Origin of the sequence: Pseudomonas sp. AFG_SD02_1510_Pfu_092, assembly GCF_003331055.1 — a bacterium.
Lineage (GTDB): Bacteria > Pseudomonadota > Gammaproteobacteria > Pseudomonadales > Pseudomonadaceae > Aquipseudomonas.
Window position 1 is genome coordinate 1 of the sequence record NZ_PUQD01000080.1, and the last position, 18,404, is coordinate 18,404.

The window sequence follows — 18,404 nt, forward strand, 5'->3', positions numbered from 1 at the left end:
GTTGAGGTTGAGTGCAACAGCGCCGGGGATGGCGTTTGGTAATGGGGTAGTCAAATTTTTAAGCAGTAATCTTTATGTACGTTTGACGGGATATCCGGCAATAGCATTCGGTTTCTTTGCGGACAGCGTGAAGGCGCTGCGGCAGTACGCCAATGGTGGCTCAACGGCTGCAAGTTACACATTCGGGGGCGGACTCACATTGGCACTTGGTTCTGCCGTGGTCCTAGAAGGTGGACTTGCAGTTGCGGGCGTCACCACACTGGTACCTTTTGCCGGATGGGCCGCGGCTGCGCTCGTACTCGTAGGCGTCGCCATTACGGCAGGCGGTCTTTACCTTCACGCAAAGGCACATGAGCACCTTCACAGCCCCATTGAACTTTGGGCAGCACGCAGTATCTTCGGCAATCGCCTTAACGATGGCGAGGCCCGCGCTGAAATCACTTTGGACCATGAAAACAAACTACCTGTCTTCAGATCGCTGCATGCAGAAATCAAAGCTTGGCACAATGAGCATTACGGACCAAAACTACTGTCAGCCGATCAGGCAATATCGCTCGGCGTAACCAAAGTCGACACCCGATGGCACCATAACGATCACTGGGCACCGCCAAACTGGACGGCAATCACACATAACGAAGTAGCCTCATCACAACCGACCGTTGAGTTCGCAGTGCTTCTCCCAGGCTTCGTGATCGGGACCAGTCAGTGGTCGGGAAATTTGAGCACCGTTCGTGATGAGAATGGCCTGGAGGTATTCCCAGTAACTCCAACCGCCCAAATTGCAGGCGCCGGTTTGGTTCTGCATTTCGAGCACACCTCATCCAACCAAAACCATGTCTCACTGCATCTCGTCTACAGCGCCAATCAGGGCCTAGCCGAAGACAATGAGATCCATGCTACCTTCCGACTTGAGCGCTGATCATGGCAACCACTTGGCTATTCAACACAAAATCCAGCTCTGGCTGCAAACCTGCCATTGGCGGGCAGCTACTAAACATATCCAAAAACATTTTATGCCTTCGAAATCCTTGGGTAACCGACTCAGTTTTCATGGGAAAACTATATTGCGCAATGACGATTGGGTTAATGATCGGGCTTTACCCCTTCCTGCTTTCTAGCGACATTTCGCGCATGTACGCATCCGATCCGTTATTGGCAATCGGATTCTTCCTTGCGCCCTTCACCTTTTCCCCCTTTCTCATGTATCGAATATATTTCATCAAAGGCTTATCTAGCATCTGTCTCAACCGAACCTCAAAAAAAATTTACTACCAACGGTTAAGCAAATTATTTGTTTTTGAATGGAGCAATACGGGAGGTGGCCTATTCAAACGCACCGAATTCGGCGGTTCTTCCTTCAGCACCAGCTATGCCCTGGCCTTCGCCCCGCGCCGGGCGGATGGCAGCCTCCACCAGAAGGACTGCCTCTGGGTCGACAGCAACGAACCCACCGAACCCGGCGTCAAGCATGTCGCCGAAGTCTGGGAATACCTCCGCCATTTCATGGACCACGGCCCGGACAAGCTGCCGCCGCCCGGCGACCCCAACTGGTGGCACAAGCCTCTGCACGCCATCTGCCTGACCCCGGCAGAAGCCTGGCGCCACTACGCCCCCTGGCGAACCGGCGAACCCGGTGAAATGCAGGGCAAGAAAAACTGGCAATTGCCATTCTGGGCCGTGCTGTTCCCGTACAACCTCACGGTCGCCATCTGTTGGTACTTCGTCTGCAAGCTGTTCAATGTACGTGCAGCGCCGCCACCTGCGGAGGCGTTCGAAGAAGCGGCTGTCAAGCCAGGCAAAGCCTAAGCGTGCTGGGCCGACTGCGGCCCATCGACGGCGAACGGCCTGTCACAAATTCGAGCACACCTTATCCAACCAAAACCAAATCTCACTACACCTCGTCTACAGCGCCAATCAGGGCCTAGCCGAAGACAATGAGATCCATGCGACCTTCCGACTTGAGCGCTGATCATGACAACCATCTGGCTATTCGACACAACATCCAGTTCTGGCTATAAACCTGCTATTGGCGGACAGATACTAAATATATCCAAAAATACTTTGCACCTTCGAAACCCCTGGGTAACAGACTCAGTTTTCATGGCAAAACTGTACTGCGCACTGATTATCATATCGATGATTGTCTTCTACCCTGACCTCTTATCCAATGAAGCTTGGGGGCCGTATACTTTTAGCCCAATCTTGATTGCTGAAACAGTGCTTGGACCTTTCATCTTCCTTCCATTCCTGGCTTATCGAATATATTTTATAAAAAGACTGTCCAGCATCTGCCTCAACCGAACCTCAAAAAAAATTTACTACCAACGGCTAAGCAAATTATTTGTTTTTGAATGGAGCAATACCGGCGGTGGCCTATTCAAACGCACCGAATTCGGCGGCTCCTCCTTCAGCACCAGCTACGCCCTGGCCTTCGCCCCGCGCCGGGCGGACGGCAGCCTCCACCAGAAGGACTGCCTCTGGGTCGACAGCAACGAACCCACCGAACCCGGCGTCAAGCATGTCGCCGAAGTCTGGGAATACCTCCGCCATTTCATGGACCGCGGCCCGGACAAGCTGCCGCCGCCCGGCGAACCCAACTGGTGGCACAAGCCTCTGCACGCCATCTGCCTGACCCCGGCAGAAGCCTGGCGCCACTATGCCCCCTGGCGAACCGGCGAACCCGGCGAAATGCAGGGCAAGAAGAACTGGCAATTACCATTCTGGGCCGTGCTGTTCCCGTACAACCTCGCGGTCGCCATCTGTTGGTACTTCGTCTGCAAGCTGTTCAATGTTCGTGCAGCGCCGCCACCCGCGCAGGCGTTCGAAGAAGCGGCTGTCAAGCCAGGCAAAGCCTAAGCGTGCTGGGCCGACTGCGGCCCATAGACGGCGAACGGCTTGTCACAAATACGTCCACCCATGAAAACTTGCTGTAGTTTGAAAAACTCAACTGTAGGAATACACTTACAGGCGCAATCCGGAAACAAACAAAACTCATGGCAAACAATACGGCGATGCCCGAGTGAAAACTGTTCACAATTGTTTCTACGCTTGCATTGCCATTCAATAGCCACTAACACTACTTCCATCAATCGATGGAGAAACGCCATGTCCCGCCTCGCTGAATTTCGCGCCCTCGAACGCCTGCTCACCGCCAAGAAGTCGGAACTCTCCTTCATAAAAATCAACCCACGCCTGCAACGCGAACTTGAGTTCGAAAGAAAACTCCACGACCTGCTTGCCGAATATCAGTTCGACCTGTCGCATATACTGGCAATCCGTGAAAGTGAAGAGAACCCTACTCAATACCTCGGGGCCTCCACTGCTCCACTCCCACGGTTCAGATCGCGCCAAGGCAAACATTATCGAAACCCGTACACCGGCGAAGTGGTGGAAGCGAAGAGTGCGTCACACAAGACGCTGCAGTCATGGATCGAGCAATACGGCCGGACGAAAGTCGAAAGTTGGGCAACGGAGTGGTTCTGATAGCCCGTTGCCCTCGCTCACGCTCAGGCAACACAACCGTTCGGTAACCGAACACTAGCCCTGCCCTTGAATTGACGCTGCCGCCTTCACTGCTCACCATGCACCGGCCTTGCGTGCTCCCTGCCTGGAAATCGCTCACCTTTGCGAAGCGGCACAGCTAATTACAATTTCAAGAAACGAGCAGTTGATGAATCACTCCAATTCCGCCCCCGTGGCCCCACGCCTGCCCAAGGGTTCGATCGGCGACAAGCTCCGCGGCGCCTTCGGCGTCGGCAAGACCCGTTGGGGCATGCTCGCCCTGGTGTTCTTCGCCACGACCCTGAACTACATCGACCGTGCCGCGCTCGGCATCATGCAGCCCGTCCTGGCCAAGGAAATGAGCTGGACGGCGATGGACTACGCCAACATCAACTTCTGGTTCCAGGTCGGCTACGCGATCGGCTTTCTGCTGCAGGGCCGGCTGATCGACAAGGTCGGGGTGAAGCGCGCCTTTTTCTTCGCCGTGCTGCTGTGGAGCCTGGCCACCGGCGCTCACGGCCTGGCCACATCGGCGGCGGGCTTCATGGTCTGCCGCTTCATCCTCGGCCTGACCGAGGCCGCCAACTACCCGGCCTGCGTGAAGACCGTGCGCCTGTGGTTCCCGGCTGGCGAGCGCGCCATCGCCACCGGCCTGTTCAACGCCGGCACCAATGTCGGCGCCATGGTCACGCCGGCCCTGCTGCCGCTGATTCTGGCGGTGTGGGGCTGGCAGGCCGCGTTCATCGCCATGGGCAGCCTGGGCCTGGTGTGGGTGGTGCTGTGGCTGCTGAAGTACTACAACCCTGAAGATCACCCCCGCGTGCGCCCAAGCGAGCTGGCGTATATCCAGCAGGACGAAGAACCGGCGCCGACCCGCGTACCGTTCAGCCGCATTCTGCGCCTGCGGGGCACCTGGGCCTTCGCGGTCGCCTATGCGATCACCGCGCCGGTGTTCTGGTTCTACCTGTACTGGCTGCCACCGTTCCTCAATCAGCAGTACAGCCTGGGCATCAACGTGACCCAGATGGGTATCCCGCTGATCATCATCTGGCTGACCGCCGATTTCGGCAGCATCGGCGGTGGCATCCTCTCTTCCTGGCTGATCGGCCGTGGCGTACGCGCCACCACTGCACGGCTGGTGTCGATGCTGATTTTCGCCTGCACCATGCTCAGCGTCACCTTTGCCGCCAACGCCAGTGGCCTGTGGGTCGCGGTAGCGGCCATCTCGCTGGCGGTGGGCGCGCATCAGGCATGGACCGCGAACATCTGGAGCCTGGTGATGGACTACACACCCAGGCACCTGGTGAGCACCGTGTTCGGCTTCGGCAGCATGTGTGCGGCAATCGGCGGGATGTTCATGACGCAGATCGTCGGTAGCGTGCTGACGGCCACCCACGACAACTACGCCGTGTTGTTCACCCTGATTCCGGCGATGTACTTCCTGGCACTGGTATGGATGTATTTCATGGCGCCACGCCAGATCGAACGCGCCTGAAGCGCGGTGGGCATTGGCAAATGACTGGTGCACAAGCGGCGATTTTTCACGCCGTGCAGCGCATCTGCTCCAGCCAGTACGCGACATCCACCTGGTCGAGCTGCTCGGCCCGCAGGAAGCGCTCAGCATACTGGCGGTAAACCCCGCTGCTGAGAAACAGTTCCAGCAGTTGCCCGTCGATATGCCGGTCGCGGGCCATGCCCACGAGGATCTTCACCGACTCGGACAACGTCTTCGGCGCCTTGTAAGGGCGGTCGGCCGCGGTCAGCGCCTCGAAGATGTCGGCGATCGCCATCACCCGCTCGGCAATGCTCAGGTCCTGCTCAGCGAGCCGCCGTGGGTAGCCGCTGCCGTCCATTTTCTCATGGTGATTGCCGGCGATGTCCGGCACCCGCTTGAGCTGACGCGGAAACGGTAGCGCGTTGAGCATGATGATGGTCTGCACGATGTGTTCGTTGATCTTGAAGCGTTCCTCGTCATTCAGTGTGCCGCGGCGGATCGCCAGGTTATACAGCTCGCCATGATTACCGGCGTTGGCCGGCAGGCGCATGTCGAAGCCCCAGCGGTTGTTCGGGTCGTCCCTGGCCACCGGCGGCTTGCGGCTGCCCCAGGGCACAAGGTGCTCGGGGCGGTCGGCGAGCAATGGCTCGTCGACCGGCAACGCGGGGGCCGGTATGCCAACAAAGCGCTCCGCCTCATCACGGGAGATGCCCAGGCGGTTGTCGAAATGGCGCTGCCAGCGACACTGGCCGAGCTGCTGCAGGCGCTGGATATCGACGTCCTGCATGAACTCGCCGCCGATGTTGGTCTGGGCAACGAAGGCGAAATCGTCCTGCAACCGGGCTTGGCTGCGCACCAAGGTAGCCTGCAGCGTCTGCTGATCGCCGCCACTGGCCAAGCCTTGCCAATAGGCCAGCTCGGCGTCGCGCCAGAGCACCTCGAAGCGCATGCGTACCTCGTGGATGCGGTTGTACAGGGTCTCCAGCTTGGTCGCCTTGTCTACCACGTATTCGGGGCTGGTGATCTTGCCGCAATCGTGCAGCCAGGCCGCCACACGGAATTCGTAGCGTTCGGCTGCGCTCATGCTGAAGCAGGCATACGGGCCGCTGTCGGCCGCCACTGCCTGGTCCAGCAGCATCTGCGCCAGGTGTGGCACACGCTCGCAGTGGCCGCCGGTATAGGGGCTCTTGGCATCGATGGCGTCGGCCAGCAGCTTGATCATGGCGTCCAGCAGGCGCTGCTGGGCTTCCGCCAGCTGACGCGTCTCGATGGCCACCGCCGCCACCCCGGACAATTCCTCGACAAAGCGCCGGAACGGCAGGCCGACCTGCTCGTGTACCTGTTCTTCATCCAGCTGCAACACCAGGATCCCCAGCAGCGCCTGGCCACGGTCATTCAGCACCAGGGCCAGGCTGTGATCGTGCAGGCCGAGGGCCTGGGTCACAGCGGCGGCCAGGTGCTGCCGGGCAGTTTCATCCACCGCCAGTTCGCCCGGGTACTGCTCGCCTCGGCAGGCCGCGGCCAGGCGCAACACGGCGTGCTCGGCATCGAACAGGTAGACCACGCCGGCGTTCACCCCGGCGGCCTCCACCAGGTGGGTCAGCACACCGTCGAGCATGCGCTCCAGGTCGCGCTCGCGGCTGAGCGTGAGGGTGATCGCCTGAAAGCTGCGGATGGTCCCGGACATTCGGCTCAACACACGGCTCAACTCGCGCACTTCAGAAACCCGCGAGCGCACCCCGACTGCGCGGCTGAAATCGAAGCCGGCCAGGCCTTGCACCTGTTCGGCCAACAAACGCAGCGGGCGGCCGATGCGCCGGCCAAGCACACCGCCGAGCGCCAGCAGAACAGCGGTCAGCGCCACCGTCCACAACAACTGCTCGAACAATGCCTTGCGCGCGCCCGCCAGCAGTTCGTGGCCTGGCACGGCAATCAGCACCTGCAGGTCCTGCCCGGCCAGGTTGGCCAGGTGCACCCGCATGCCATACCAGGTCTGGCCGTCGACCTGATAAGGCTGCGGCCTGGGGCCATCCGGCACATCGCTGTAAAGGTGCTGCAGGCTGGCAATGCCCAGTTCGCTGATGCGCGACAGGCGCACCGCCTGGCCTTCATGGACCACTACCCGCTGCAGTTCCGGGTAGGCCACCACGTTGCCCTGATCGTCGACCACGACGATCTCGGTGCCGGGGGTGGTGCGCAAGTCCTGGGCCTCGCTGGCCAGGTCGTCGACCGAAACGTCCATGCCGATCACCGTTGCGCCATCGACGCTGCGCTGAGCCATGGTCAGGCCGATCTCGCGCGTGGTGAAGAACACATAGGGGCGGGTCAGCACGGTAGCGGCCTGGCCGCTGGCTTCGACGAACCACGGGCGGGTGCGCGGGTCGTAGCGGTACTCGGGCTTGGCCTGGGCTTGCAGCAGGTTCAGCGCGCGGTCATAGAAGCGCCACTCACCGTGCACCGCTGCGCCCTCGCGGCTTACGCTCTGCACCAGGAATGCCGTACCTGCCGGCGCGGCGAAGCGCTGCAGCAAGCGCGGGTCGCGCAAGCGCCGCAGCAGCAGGAACTCACCGTTGGGGTAGCCCATGTAGGCCGCGCTGAGCATGCGATTGGCGTCCAGCATCTCGACCAGTTGCGGCAGCCGTTGCAGGCGCTGCGCCGCGGTCTGCGCGGTCGGGTTGTGGGCGAGCAGGCGGATGCTGCTGTGCGCCGGCTCGATCAGGCGGCGCGCCCGTTCATCGATGGTCTTGCCAATTTGCACGGCGGAATCGCCCGCTGCGGCAACCAGGGTCTGGCGAATACCCTGATAGCCCTGCCAGGCCAGCGCACTGCCGAGCAGCAGCATACCCAGCACGATGGCCAGCGCCACCAGCCACTGCAAGGAAATCCCTCGCCCGAAGTTGCCATCAGCACGACCAGTCGACACGCAGCCCATTCCAGGTACTCCATGTGTGGCGGTTTCACGGGAGCAGCCAGGACGATCATGCAGGCCGAAGCCCTTCGCAGGCAGCGAGACGGGACCCATGCTGGCACATGGCCTTGACCCATCTTGGCAGCAGTGTAGAGCGCGTGCGGTTATTTTGCCGGGTTGGGGAAGAAATTTTACTGGGCGCCTGGGCAAAAGCCCGTTACCGCGTCGCTTGCTTCGCGGGCTCGCCCGCTCCCACAGGGGTTGTGCGGGCCCGGCGTTGGGCGCGGGCAACCGCGAATCAGGCGCGTAACTGGTACCAGGTGGTCTTGAGCTGCGAATACTTGTCGAACGCGTGCAGCGACAGGTCGCGGCCAAACCCGGACTGCTTGCCGCCGCCGAACGGCACCGAGACATCCAGCGCATCGACCGTGTTCACCGACACCGTACCGGCCTTCAACGCCCGCGCCACCCGGTGCACCTGGTTGAAGTCGTCGCTCCACACCGACGCCGCCAGGCCATAGATGCTGTCGTTGGCCAGGCGTACGGCCTGCTCTTCAGTGTCGAATGCAGTGACGGCCAGGACCGGCCCGAACACCTCTTCCCGGGCCAGGGCCATGCGGCTCTCGACGCCGGCGAAAATGGTCGGCTCGATGTAATTGTCCGAGCCGTCGATGGTCAGCCGCCGCCCGCCACAGACCAACCGCGCGCCCTCCTGCCCGGCGCGGGCGATGGCGGCCTCGATACGGCCAGTTTGCCCGGCATCGACGATCGCCCCGGCCCGGCTGGCCGGGTCCAGTGGGTTGCCCGGCAGCCATTGGCGCGCCTTGGCCTGCAGGCGCTCGAGGAATGCGTCATGAATGGAGCGTTGCACGTACAACCGCGAGTTGGCCGAGCACACCTCGCCCTGGTTGAAGAAGATCGCGAATGCCGCCTTCTCCGCTGCCAAGTCCAGGTCCTGGCAGTTGTCGAACACCAGGTTGGGGCTCTTGCCGCCGCACTCCAGCCACACCTGCTTGAGGTTGGACTGCGCCGAATACTGCATGAAGTACTTGCCCACCTGGGTGGAGCCGGTGAACACCAGGCAGTCCACGTCCGGGTGCAGGCCCAGCGCCTGCCCGGCCTGCTCGCCCAGGCCCGGTACCACGTTCAGCACGCCCTCCGGCAAACCGGCCTGCAACGCCAACTGGGCCAGGCGCAGGGCGGAGAACGGTGTTTGCTCGGCGGGTTTCAGCACTACGCTGTTGCCCGCGGCCAGCGCCGGGGCGAGCTTCCAGGCAGCCATGTCGAGGGGGAAGTTCCACGGCACCACGGCGGCGACCACGCCCAGGGCTTCGCGGGTGATGGTGGCCAGCACGTTGGGCGCGGTGGGCGCCACCTGGTCGTACAGTTTGTCGAGTGCCTCGCCGTACCAGGCGAACACCTGCGCCGAGCCTGGTACGTCGATGTTGTAGGCGTCCATGACCGGCTTGCCCATGTTCAGCGAGTCCAGCAGGGCCAGTTCCTCGCGGTGAGCCATGATCAGCTCGGCCAGGCGCAGCAGCACTTTTTTGCGCTCGCCCGGGGCCATGCGCGGCCACGGGCCTTGCTCGAAAGCGCGGCGGGCGCTGGCGACGGCCAGGTCGACCTCGGCCTGGCCACAGGCGGCGACCTCGGCCAGCAGCGTGTTGCTAGCGGGGTTGATGGCGGCGAAGGTGGCGCCGTCCCGTGCATTGACGGGTTTGCCGTCGATCACAGCGCTGGCCGGCAGGTACAGGTCCGAGGCGCGTTGTTGCCAGAATTCGAGGGTGTACATTTGTACTCCTGATAATCGTTTGGAGCAGTTTTTAGGACATCGCCTCGCCAGCCGCCCCCTTGTGGGAGCGGGTTTACCCGCGAATACCGGCGAAGCCGGTGCCATGCACCGCGTTGGATTTTCGCGGGTAAACCCGCTCCCACAGGGGCTGAGGCGCGTCCGAGGATCGTTAGAGCTTGCCGACCAGCCGCGCCGTGCGGTCCACGGCGATCCGGGTCTTCTCGACCAGTTCATCCAGCTCGCTGTGGTTGGCGATCAAGGCCGGGGCCATGATCATCCGGCCCAGCGTGGAGCGAATGATCAGCCCTTCCTCGAAACCAAAGGTACGGCACTGCCAGGCCAGGTCGTTCTCGTTGGCAAAGCGCTTGCGCGTCGGTTTGTGCTCGGCGAACTGCAGCGCCGCCACCAGCCCGGCGCCCTGCACCTGGCCGATCAACGGATGGTCGGCGAACACCTCGCGCAGAATGCGCTGCAGGTACGGCCCGGTGTCGTCCTTGACCTGCCGCACGATGCCTTCGTCACGCAGCGCCTTGAGGTTGGCGATGGCCACCGCCGCCGCTACCGGGTGGCCGGAATAGGTCAGGCCATGGGCGAACACCCCGCCGCGCTCCACCAGCGCTTCGGCAATGCGCTTGCTCAGCACCAGGCCGCCCATGGGCACGTAGCCGCTGGTCAGGCCCTTGGCAATCGACAGGGTGTCGGGCTCGAAGCCGAAGTACTCGTGGGCGAACCACTCGCCGGTGCGGCCAAACCCGCCAATCACTTCATCGGCGCACAGCAGCACATCGTACTGGCGGCAGATGCGCTGAATCTCCGGCCAGTAGCTTTCCGGCGGGAAAATCATGCCGCCCGCGCCCTGGAACGGCTCGGCGATGAAGCCGGCGACGTTCTCGGCGCCCAGTTCGAGGATCTTTTCTTCCAGCTGCAGGGCGCAGCGGCGGCCGAATTCCGCGGGGGTCAGCTCGCCACCCTCGGCGTACCAGTACGGCTCGTCGATGTGCGCCACATCCGGGATCAGCCCGCCCATTTCGTGCATGAATTTCATGCCGCCCAGCGCCGTGGCCGCCAGGGTCGAACCGTGGTAGCCGTTCCAGCGGCCGATCATGATCTTCTTGTCCGGCTGGCCGGCCACCTGCCAGTAGCGGCGTACGGTGCGGATCAGCACTTCGTTGGCTTCGGAGCCGGAGTTGGTGTAGATCGCGTGGCTGTAGTGCGCGGGCAGCAGGCTGAACAGCAGCTCGGACAGTTCGATCACCGCCGGGTGGGTGGTGTGAAAGAACATGTTGTAGTAGGCCAGCTGGTCCATCTGCGCGGCGGCGGCCGCAGTCAGGTCGCGACGGCCGTAGCCGAGCTGGGTGCACCACAGGCCGGACATGCCGTCCAGGTAACGTTTGCCCTCGCTGTCCCACAGGTGCAGGCGCTCGCCACCGACGATCACCCGCGGCCCTTCGGCGTTCAGCGCCTTCTGGTCGAGGAAGGCATGGATGTGGTGCGCGGCATCGGCTGCCTGGTAGTCGCGGGTCTGGCGTTGCGGGGCGAAAGGCGCATTCATTGTGGTTTTTCCTTTGCGGTGGGGTTGCAGGGCTGCCGGCGCTCAGCGCAGCTTGCCCATGTAGCTTTCCAGCGGGTCCTTGCCCAGCACGCCCTGGGCATTGGCCAGCGCGTCGATGAACAGGGAGAACAGCTCGGACTGGGTGCCGATGTCGAGCTTGGCGTAGACGTTCTTGCGGTGTGACTTGATGGTGTCTTCCGATACCCCCAGGCGCTCGGCCAGCGACCTGGTCGAATGGCCACGCAGGATCAACTGGGCGATGCGGCACTCACGCTCGGTCAGCAGCGAACTGCCGAAGTTGTTCAGGGCCGCGTGGATGCGCTGCTCGAGGATGTTCTCGAAACGCCCGGCGCGGCTGTCCAGCCCGGCGAAGTGCCTGCCGAGCACCGCCAGCACCCACGGCGTGATGCGCCCGAACAGCGCGCGGCAGTGCCGGTCGAGCTTGTCGGTGAAGGCCAGCGACACCGCCAGGCTCTGCCCGGGCGCTACTTGCAGGATGTAGTTGAGCTCGTCCTCCAGGTGCGAGTGGCGGTAGAACGACTGGTAGTACTCGCTGACCTCGAAATGGTCGGGCGCCACGTCGAACAGGCCGTAGCAACCGGACTCGACCTGCTCCACGCAGGCCCCGTAGAACGGGTCGAGCAGGTAGAAGCCGGACAGGTAGCGGCTGACGTTGCCCTCGGGCTGCCAGGGCGCCTTGTCGTCCTGCTCGAACAGCGCGCAAGGCATGCCGTCGTGCGGGTACAGGTACACCGTGGTGGCCTGGATCGGCCGCACCACGCCCAGTGCCGCGAACAGGTTGGCGGCAAAGCCCGGCCGGCCGATCGCCTCGGTGACCTTGGCCTGGAGCTCGAACCACTGCGCTGAAAGCAATTGAGTCGTCATTGTCGACCTGCCGTATCGATTGAGTGGCACCGCCGCCAGCGCAGTGCGTTGTTGGCCAGATACTCCCACGGCGCTAGCGCCAGCGAAATCACCCGTTGGGGTGAGCGCCACCGGCCTGTTCGCGGCTCACCCCAAAGGGTGATTCCGGGCACCTGCAGGGTGTGGGAGCATCAACCCGCCCCAGCACTGCGAGCCTTGCGCTCGATCTCCTTGCACAACGCCCAACGGTTGCGAGCCTGCTCGCCTGCCGCGGTGTCCTGCATCCCTTTTCAGGAGCCAGCCATGCATACAACAACAAGTACAGCCCATACGCCTGCCCCGCATGCCCTATCACCCGCCAGCGCGACCACCGGCCGCTTCCGCAAGTCCATGGGCTTGACCGCCCTGGTCCTGTTCGGCCTGGCCTACATGGTCCCCCTGGCGGTATTCACCACCTACGGGCTGGTCACCCAGATGACCAAGGGGCACCTGCCCAGCGCCTACCTGCTGACCCTCGCCGCCATGCTGCTGACCGCCTACAGCTATGGCCGCATGGTCCAGGCCCACCCCTACTCCGGCTCGGTCTACACCTACACGCGCAAGGCCTTCGGCAGCCACATCGGCTTCATTACCGGCTGGACCCTGCTGCTCGACTACATCTTCCTGCCGCTGCTCAGCTACCTGCTGATCGGCATCTACATGTCGGAATACTTCCCGGCGGTGCCTGCCTGGGTGTGGGTCGCAGGCTCCATTGCCCTGGTCACCTTCCTCAACCTGATCGGCATCGAGTCGATCACCCGGGTCAACTGGATCCTGGTGGTGGTGCAGCTGGTGTTCATCGTCGTGTTCGTCGCCCTGTCCATCCACAACTTCAGCGCCCAGGCGCAGCCGGTGTCATTGCTGGCGCCCTTCCACCACGAGGGCTTCAGCGTGCCGTTGATCATGACCGGCGCCGCCGTGCTGTGCCTGTCGTTCCTGGGCTTCGATGCGGTCTCGACCATGGCCGAGGAAACCAGCAACCCGACCTACCGGATTCCCGTGGCGATCCTTGCCGTGTCGCTGATCGGCGGCTTGTTGTTCCTGGTGGTGTCGTACTGTGCGCAGATGGTGTTCCCCGACTGGGGCAGTTTCGCCGACCCGGATTCCGCCTCGGTGGATGTCATGCGCCGGGTCGGTGGCGAGCTGCTGGTCAGCGCCTTCACTGCCACCTACGTGGCCGGCTGCTTCGCCTCGGCGATGGTCTCCCAGGCCAGTGTGTCGCGGGTGTTGTTCGCCATGGGTCGCGACGGTGCGCTGCCACGCGCGTTCGGCCAGCTGGTGACGAAAAAGCGCGTGCCGGCCGTGGCCATCCTGCTGGTCAGCCTGCTGTCGCTGATTGCCCTGGTCATCTCCCTCGACACGGTGGCCAACATGATCAGCTTTGGCGCGCTGTTCGCCTTCTCGGCGGTGAACCTGGCGGTGGTCAAGCACTACCTGGTCGACCACAAGCTGCGCGGTCGGCGCAACTATCTGCTGTATGGTGCGATTCCGGGCCTGGGCTTTCTCAGCACGCTGTGGCTGTGGAGCAGCCTGACCAGCCTGTCGTTCACCATCGGCCTGTGCTGGATGGGCATGGGCCTGCTGGTGTTGCTGGGGCTGACCCGGGCGTTTCGGCTGAAGTTGCCGGAGTTGCAGATGGCCGAGTGAGTGGTGCGCTTGCGCGGCCCCGCAAGCGCCGCGCAGGCGACGGACCTGGAGCATGTATACAATCTAGCCAAACTCTGTTTACATGACGCGGCGCCTACGACAGCGACAATCGCCGCTGGGTATTGCGCAGGCACCTGCTATGCCCAAGACACTGTTGGTAAAAAACGCCGCCCTGTTGGTCACCATGGACGGCGAACGCCGCGAGATCAAGAACGGCGGCATGTTCATCGAAGACAACCTGATCCGTCAGGTCGGCCCTGGCGATAGCCTGCCACAGCACGCCGATGTGGTGCTGGACATGGCCGGCAAAGTGGTCATCCCTGGCCTGGTCAACACCCACCACCACATGTACCAGAGCCTCACCCGCGTGGTGCCGGCAGCCCAGGACGGCGAGCTGTTCAACTGGCTGACCCACCTGTACCCGATCTGGGCCCGCCTGACCCCCGAGATGATCGCGGTGTCGACCCAGACCGCCATGGCCGAACTGATCCTGTCCGGCTGTACCACCTCCAGCGACCACTTGTACATCTACCCCAATGGCTGCAAGCTCGACGACAGCATCCATGCCGCCGACGAGATCGGCATGCGCTTCCACGCCGCGCGCGGCAGCATGAGCGTCGGCCGCAGCCAGGGCGGCCTGCCGCCGGATTCGGTGGTGGAAAAGGAAGCCGACATCCTCAAGGAATCCCAGCGCCTGATCGAGGACTACCACGACGCCAGCCATGGCGCCATGCGCCGCATCGTGGTGGCGCCTTGCTCGCCGTTCTCGGTCAGCCGCGACCTGATGCGCGAAGCCGCCGTGCTGGCGCGCCAGTACGGGGTGTCGCTGCATACCCACCTGGCCGAGAACGTCAACGACATCGCCTACAGCCGCGAAAAGTTCGGCATGACCCCCGCCGAATATGCCGAAGACCTCGGCTGGGTCGGCCACGATGTGTGGCACGCCCACTGCGTGCAGCTCGACCAGCACGGTATCGAACTGTTCGCCCGCACCGGCACCGGCGTGGCCCACTGCCCCTGTTCGAACATGCGCCTGGCCTCGGGCATCGCCCCGGTGCGCAAGATGCGCGACCACGGCGTGCCCGTGGGGCTGGGGGTCGACGGTTCGGCGTCCAACGATGGCGCCAGCATGATCGGTGAAGTGCGCCAGGCGCTGTTGCTGCAACGAGTCGGCTTTGGCCCCGACGCGATGACCGCCCGCGAGGCGCTGGAAATTGCCACCCTCGGCGGTGCCAAGGTGCTCAACCGCAATGACATCGGCGCGCTCGCCCCGGGCATGGTCGCCGATTTCGTCGCCTTCGACCTGGGCCACGTGGCCTATGCCGGCGGCCATCATGACCCGCTGGCGGCGCTGGTGTTCTGTACCCCTACCCAGGTGCACACCAGCGTCATCAACGGCCGTGTGGTGGTCAAGGACGGCCGACTGGTGACCATCGACCTGCCACGGGTGCTGGAGCGCCACAACCAGCTGGCGTGCCAGTTGGTCAACGGCGGGTAAAGCGCCAGGCCGGGAAGTTCTACAAGTTGTTGCCGCTGCGAACTTTTTCCCGATTGCCTGTCTATGTGGAAGGCACAAAAAGGTAAGCTCAATTGTTCTCAGAGGTTGGCTTCGCTCATGAAAATACATGTCGCAAGGTTGATGCTGCTCGGCCTGTTCTCGTTCGCGGCGATGGGCACGGCGTCGGCCACACAAAGGCAAGCACCCGCGGTGGCTGCCCCGGCCGTGCAAGCACCGTTGCAGCCTGCCGGTAACCCCTGGTCGAGCCTCGCCAGCCAGGCCGATGAACGGCCGACCACGTTGCTGGCCCACGATGATGACGACCGCTGGCATGACCACCGCAGCGACTGGCGCCGCGAACAGTGGCGTCGCGAGCAGGCCCGGCGTGACTGGGAGCGCCGCCGGGACTGGGAACGGCGCCGCGAGTGGGAACGCCGCCGCGACTGGGAGCACCGCCATGAGCGGGCCATGCACAACCGCTACAACGATGACCACCGTTACTACCGCCGTTGATCGTTGATCCGCGGTTGGCGCGCTCGATGTGGGAGCGGCCTTGTGTCGCGAAAGGGCTGCGCAGCAGCCCCAGCATTGGTTGCCGTAATGCTGGAACCTGGGGCCGCTCTGCGGCCCTATCGCGACACAAGGCCGCTCCCACAGGGGCGCGTGACAGGCATCAGTTCTCCGTAACGCCTGGGTTATCCCCCGCCGCCTCGGCCTCCATCTTCAACCGGTCGGCCTTGCAAATGTACCTGGGCTTGCGCGGCGCCAGTTTGGCGCTGGCCTTCTTGGCGTGCGCCTGCAGTAGCTGCTTGATCTTCTTGCGACGGTTCATGCTCGTTCGACCTGTCAATCTGGTTTGGCCGACACATCATACCTTGCCCGCACCTGCACCTCGTTGACGTTATTTTCACACGCGGCAGATTAGCGTCACGGCCTTTGCGGCCAGGTGGGCGAATCCGCTGGTCGCGCTTAAGTACAAAAAGGCTACGACGAGGCATACGTGTCACACACTACATCCCCCTCCTCGCCCAAGCGCGTGGACTGGGCCGGCCTGGGCTGGCTGCTGCTGTTCTTCTGGTATTTCTCGGGTGTGACCCAGGCGTTGCTGCTGTTCAGCGGTACCACCGGGTTCGCCGGCTTTCGTGACGCATTCTTCCTCAGCAGCCTGTGGCTGGCCCCGGCACTGCTGCTGCCGCGCTTTACCCGCGCCACGGCGGCGGTCATCGGCCTGGTGCTGTGGGCCGCTTCGCTGGTAGGCCTGAGCTACTTCGGCATCTATCGCCAGGAGTTCTCGCAAAGCGTCATCTTCGTGATGTTCGAATCCAACACCGCCGAGGCCGGTGAGTATTTCAGCCAGTACTTCAGTGTGTGGCTGGGCCTGGCATTGCTGGTGTACTCGCTGCTGGCCGTGCTGCTGTGGACGCGCGTGCGCCCGGTCAGCCTGCCGTTGCGCAGCCGGTTGCCGGTGGTGGCGCTGTTGCTGCTGGCCAACCTGGTGTACCCGTTCTACAAGCAGCTGGTCACCCAGCAGCGCAGCTTTGCCGATGCCGCCGAAAAGGTGCAGCAGCGCATGGAGCCCGCCGTACCCTGGCAACTGCTGGTCGGCTACCGCCAGTACCGCCAGCAACTGGACAACATGCAGGAACTGCTGGCGCAGAACGCCGCGCTGCCGCCGCTGCAGCACCTGCAGGACGGCAGCGGTGCGGCGCCGCGCACGTTGGTGCTGGTGCTGGGCGAGTCCACCACCCGCGAGCACATGCACCTGTATGGTTACGACCGCGACACCACGCCCAACCTCGACGCGCTGGCGGCCAGCGACAACAGCCTCACGGTGTTCCGCAACGTGGTGTCGCCACGCCCGTACACCATCGAAGTGATGCAGCAGATTCTCACCTTCGGCGACCAGCAGAACCCGGACCGCTTCCTTACCGACCCGTCGCTGATCAACCTGATGAAACAGGCCGGTTACAAGACCTTCTGGATCACCAACCAGCAGACCATGACCAAGCGCAACACCATGCTGACCACCTTCTCGCAGCAGACGGACGCGCCGGTCTACCTGAACAACCAGCGCAACCAGAATGCCAGCCAGTACGACGAAGTGGTACTGGCGCCGTTCGACAAGGCCCTGCAAGACCCGGCGCCGAAAAAGTTCATCATCGTGCACCTGCTGGGCACGCACATGGACTATCGCTACCGCTACCCGAACGACTATGCGCACTTCACCGATCGCCAAGGGGTGCCCGGCAAGCTGACGGATGACCAGGTGCAGACTTACAACTTCTACGACAACGCGGTGCGTTACAACGACCACGTTGTCGCGAGCCTGATCAAGCGCTACTCGGCCACTACCCCGAATGGCTTTCTGCTGTACCTGTCCGACCATGGCGAAGACGTGTACAGCTCTGGCGACCACGACCGCCTGGGGCGCAACGAAGGGGCGCCGACCCGGCCGATGTACACCATCCCGTTCCTGCTCTGGACCTCGCCCAGCTGGCAGGCAGAGCACCCGCGCGACTTGCAGGCGATGGCCGACCGGCCGTACAGCAGCTCGCACCTGATCCATACCCTGTCCGACCTGGCCGGCTTGAGTTATGACCGTTACGAACCAGCCAAGAGCCTGGTGAGCCCGCAGTTCGTGGTGGCACCGCGCTGGATCGGCAACCCGTACCGCAAGGATGGCTTGCGCGAGTTCGACCAGCTGCCGCTGGACAAGGTCGAGCGGTTGCAGGAGACGGCCGACAATGGCCAAGGGCGGAATGGCAACCGGCCGAACTGACGGCTGCGCGGTCGATGGCCGCGAACACCGGCGTAGCCGGTGCCATCCACCGCGTCGTCTGCTTCGCGGGTGAACCCGCTCCCACAGGGTCGGCGCAAGCTTCCGGTTTACGCGGCACCTGTGGGAGCGGCCGTGGCCGCGAACACCGGCGCAGCCGGTGCCATCCACCGCGTCCTCCGCTTCGCGGGCGCGCCCGCTCCCACAAGGGATAGCGCAAGCTTCGGGTTTACGCTGAACTGTGGGAGCGGCTTTAGCCGCGAACACCGGCGCAGCCGGTGCCATGCACCGCGTCGTCTGCTTCGCGGGTGAACCCGCTCCCACAGGGATAG

At 63.2% G+C, this 18,404-nt stretch carries 13 protein-coding genes and 1 pseudogene; 9 read left to right on the top strand and 5 right to left on the bottom strand.

The window, feature by feature from the left end; translation table 11 throughout:
* From C6A77_RS23220 to C6A77_RS23245, 5 genes and pseudogenes are all read left to right on the top strand, one after another.
* Nucleotides 1-919, top strand: a pseudogene (locus C6A77_RS23220) (hypothetical protein); the annotation flags it as partial.
* Nucleotides 920-921: 2 nt separating this feature from the next.
* Nucleotides 922-1,806, top strand: coding sequence for a hypothetical protein (locus C6A77_RS23225; protein WP_114171707.1), 885 nt, complete (start codon nucleotides 922-924; stop codon nucleotides 1,804-1,806).
* A 165-nt stretch (nucleotides 1,807-1,971) separates the two neighbouring features.
* Nucleotides 1,972-2,856: a hypothetical protein gene (locus C6A77_RS23235; protein WP_114171711.1), complete on the top strand. Its 885-nt coding sequence runs from the start codon at nucleotides 1,972-1,974 to the stop codon at nucleotides 2,854-2,856.
* Nucleotides 2,857-3,105: 249 nt separating this feature from the next.
* Nucleotides 3,106-3,483 (top strand): histone-like nucleoid-structuring protein, MvaT/MvaU family, encoded by a 378-nt coding sequence (locus C6A77_RS23240; protein ID WP_114171713.1) that lies wholly within the window; start codon nucleotides 3,106-3,108, stop codon nucleotides 3,481-3,483.
* A gap of 184 nt (nucleotides 3,484-3,667) precedes the next feature.
* Nucleotides 3,668-4,996 carry an MFS transporter gene (locus C6A77_RS23245; protein ID WP_161959689.1) on the top strand — a complete coding sequence of 443 codons (1,329 nt, stop codon included), beginning with the start codon at nucleotides 3,668-3,670 and terminating at the stop codon, nucleotides 4,994-4,996.
* A gap of 46 nt (nucleotides 4,997-5,042) precedes the next feature.
* On the opposite strand, the gene C6A77_RS23250 is transcribed toward C6A77_RS23245, so the two are convergent.
* The 4 genes from C6A77_RS23250 to C6A77_RS23265 all read right to left on the bottom strand — a co-directional run bounded on the left by C6A77_RS23250 (nucleotide 5,043) and on the right by C6A77_RS23265 (nucleotide 12,133).
* On the bottom strand, nucleotides 5,043-7,928 hold the full coding sequence (locus C6A77_RS23250) for an HD domain-containing phosphohydrolase (protein ID WP_114171716.1): 2,886 nt from the start codon (nucleotides 7,926-7,928) through the stop codon (nucleotides 5,043-5,045).
* 274 nt (nucleotides 7,929-8,202) lie between these two features.
* Complete coding sequence (locus C6A77_RS23255) at nucleotides 8,203-9,696, bottom strand: aldehyde dehydrogenase (RefSeq protein ID WP_114171718.1); 1,494 nt, start codon at nucleotides 9,694-9,696, stop codon at nucleotides 8,203-8,205.
* Between the two features lie 169 nt (nucleotides 9,697-9,865).
* Nucleotides 9,866-11,248 (bottom strand): aspartate aminotransferase family protein, encoded by a 1,383-nt coding sequence (locus C6A77_RS23260; RefSeq protein WP_114171720.1) that lies wholly within the window; start codon nucleotides 11,246-11,248, stop codon nucleotides 9,866-9,868.
* Nucleotides 11,249-11,290: 42 nt separating this feature from the next.
* Entirely contained in the window at nucleotides 11,291-12,133 is an 843-nt protein-coding gene (locus C6A77_RS23265; RefSeq protein ID WP_114171722.1) for a helix-turn-helix transcriptional regulator, read from the bottom strand.
* A gap of 282 nt (nucleotides 12,134-12,415) precedes the next feature.
* Between C6A77_RS23265 and C6A77_RS23270 the strand changes: the two genes are divergently transcribed.
* From C6A77_RS23270 to C6A77_RS23280, 3 genes are all read left to right on the top strand, one after another.
* The gene (locus C6A77_RS23270; RefSeq protein ID WP_114171723.1) at nucleotides 12,416-13,798 is read left to right on the top strand and encodes an APC family permease; all 1,383 of its coding nucleotides are present in this window, start codon (nucleotides 12,416-12,418) and stop codon (nucleotides 13,796-13,798) included.
* A 139-nt stretch (nucleotides 13,799-13,937) separates the two neighbouring features.
* Nucleotides 13,938-15,296 carry an 8-oxoguanine deaminase gene (locus C6A77_RS23275; protein WP_114171724.1) on the top strand — a complete coding sequence of 453 codons (1,359 nt, stop codon included), beginning with the start codon at nucleotides 13,938-13,940 and terminating at the stop codon, nucleotides 15,294-15,296.
* A 141-nt stretch (nucleotides 15,297-15,437) separates the two neighbouring features.
* On the top strand, nucleotides 15,438-15,809 hold the full coding sequence (locus C6A77_RS23280; RefSeq protein ID WP_114171725.1) for a hypothetical protein: 372 nt from the start codon (nucleotides 15,438-15,440) through the stop codon (nucleotides 15,807-15,809).
* 160 nt (nucleotides 15,810-15,969) lie between these two features.
* On the opposite strand, the gene C6A77_RS23285 is transcribed toward C6A77_RS23280, so the two are convergent.
* Nucleotides 15,970-16,128: a DUF2986 domain-containing protein gene (locus C6A77_RS23285; RefSeq protein ID WP_114171726.1), complete on the bottom strand. Its 159-nt coding sequence runs from the start codon at nucleotides 16,126-16,128 to the stop codon at nucleotides 15,970-15,972.
* A 168-nt stretch (nucleotides 16,129-16,296) separates the two neighbouring features.
* Between C6A77_RS23285 and C6A77_RS23290 the strand changes: the two genes are divergently transcribed.
* On the top strand, nucleotides 16,297-18,075 hold the full coding sequence (locus tag C6A77_RS23290) for a phosphoethanolamine transferase CptA (protein WP_114171727.1): 1,779 nt from the start codon (nucleotides 16,297-16,299) through the stop codon (nucleotides 18,073-18,075).
* Nucleotides 18,076-18,404: the final 329 nt, after the last annotated feature.

Excerpts from the sequence above, each read along its gene's own strand:
- C6A77_RS23225 (WP_114171707.1), top strand. The coding sequence starts at position 922 with ATGGCAACCACTTGGCTATTCAACACAAAATCCAGCTCTGGCTGCAAA.
- C6A77_RS23235 (WP_114171711.1), top strand. The coding sequence starts at position 1,972 with ATGACAACCATCTGGCTATTCGACACAACATCCAGTTCTGGCTATAAA.
- C6A77_RS23240 (WP_114171713.1), top strand. The coding sequence starts at position 3,106 with ATGTCCCGCCTCGCTGAATTTCGCGCCCTCGAACGCCTGCTCACCGCC.
- C6A77_RS23250 (WP_114171716.1), bottom strand. The coding sequence starts at position 7,928 with ATGGGCTGCGTGTCGACTGGTCGTGCTGATGGCAACTTCGGGCGAGGG.
- C6A77_RS23255 (WP_114171718.1), bottom strand. The coding sequence starts at position 9,696 with ATGTACACCCTCGAATTCTGGCAACAACGCGCCTCGGACCTGTACCTG.
- C6A77_RS23260 (WP_114171720.1), bottom strand. The coding sequence starts at position 11,248 with ATGAATGCGCCTTTCGCCCCGCAACGCCAGACCCGCGACTACCAGGCA.
- C6A77_RS23265 (WP_114171722.1), bottom strand. The coding sequence starts at position 12,133 with ATGACGACTCAATTGCTTTCAGCGCAGTGGTTCGAGCTCCAGGCCAAG.
- C6A77_RS23270 (WP_114171723.1), top strand. The coding sequence starts at position 12,416 with ATGCATACAACAACAAGTACAGCCCATACGCCTGCCCCGCATGCCCTA.
- C6A77_RS23275 (WP_114171724.1), top strand. The coding sequence starts at position 13,938 with ATGCCCAAGACACTGTTGGTAAAAAACGCCGCCCTGTTGGTCACCATG.
- C6A77_RS23280 (WP_114171725.1), top strand. The coding sequence starts at position 15,438 with ATGCTGCTCGGCCTGTTCTCGTTCGCGGCGATGGGCACGGCGTCGGCC.
- C6A77_RS23285 (WP_114171726.1), bottom strand. The coding sequence starts at position 16,128 with ATGAACCGTCGCAAGAAGATCAAGCAGCTACTGCAGGCGCACGCCAAG.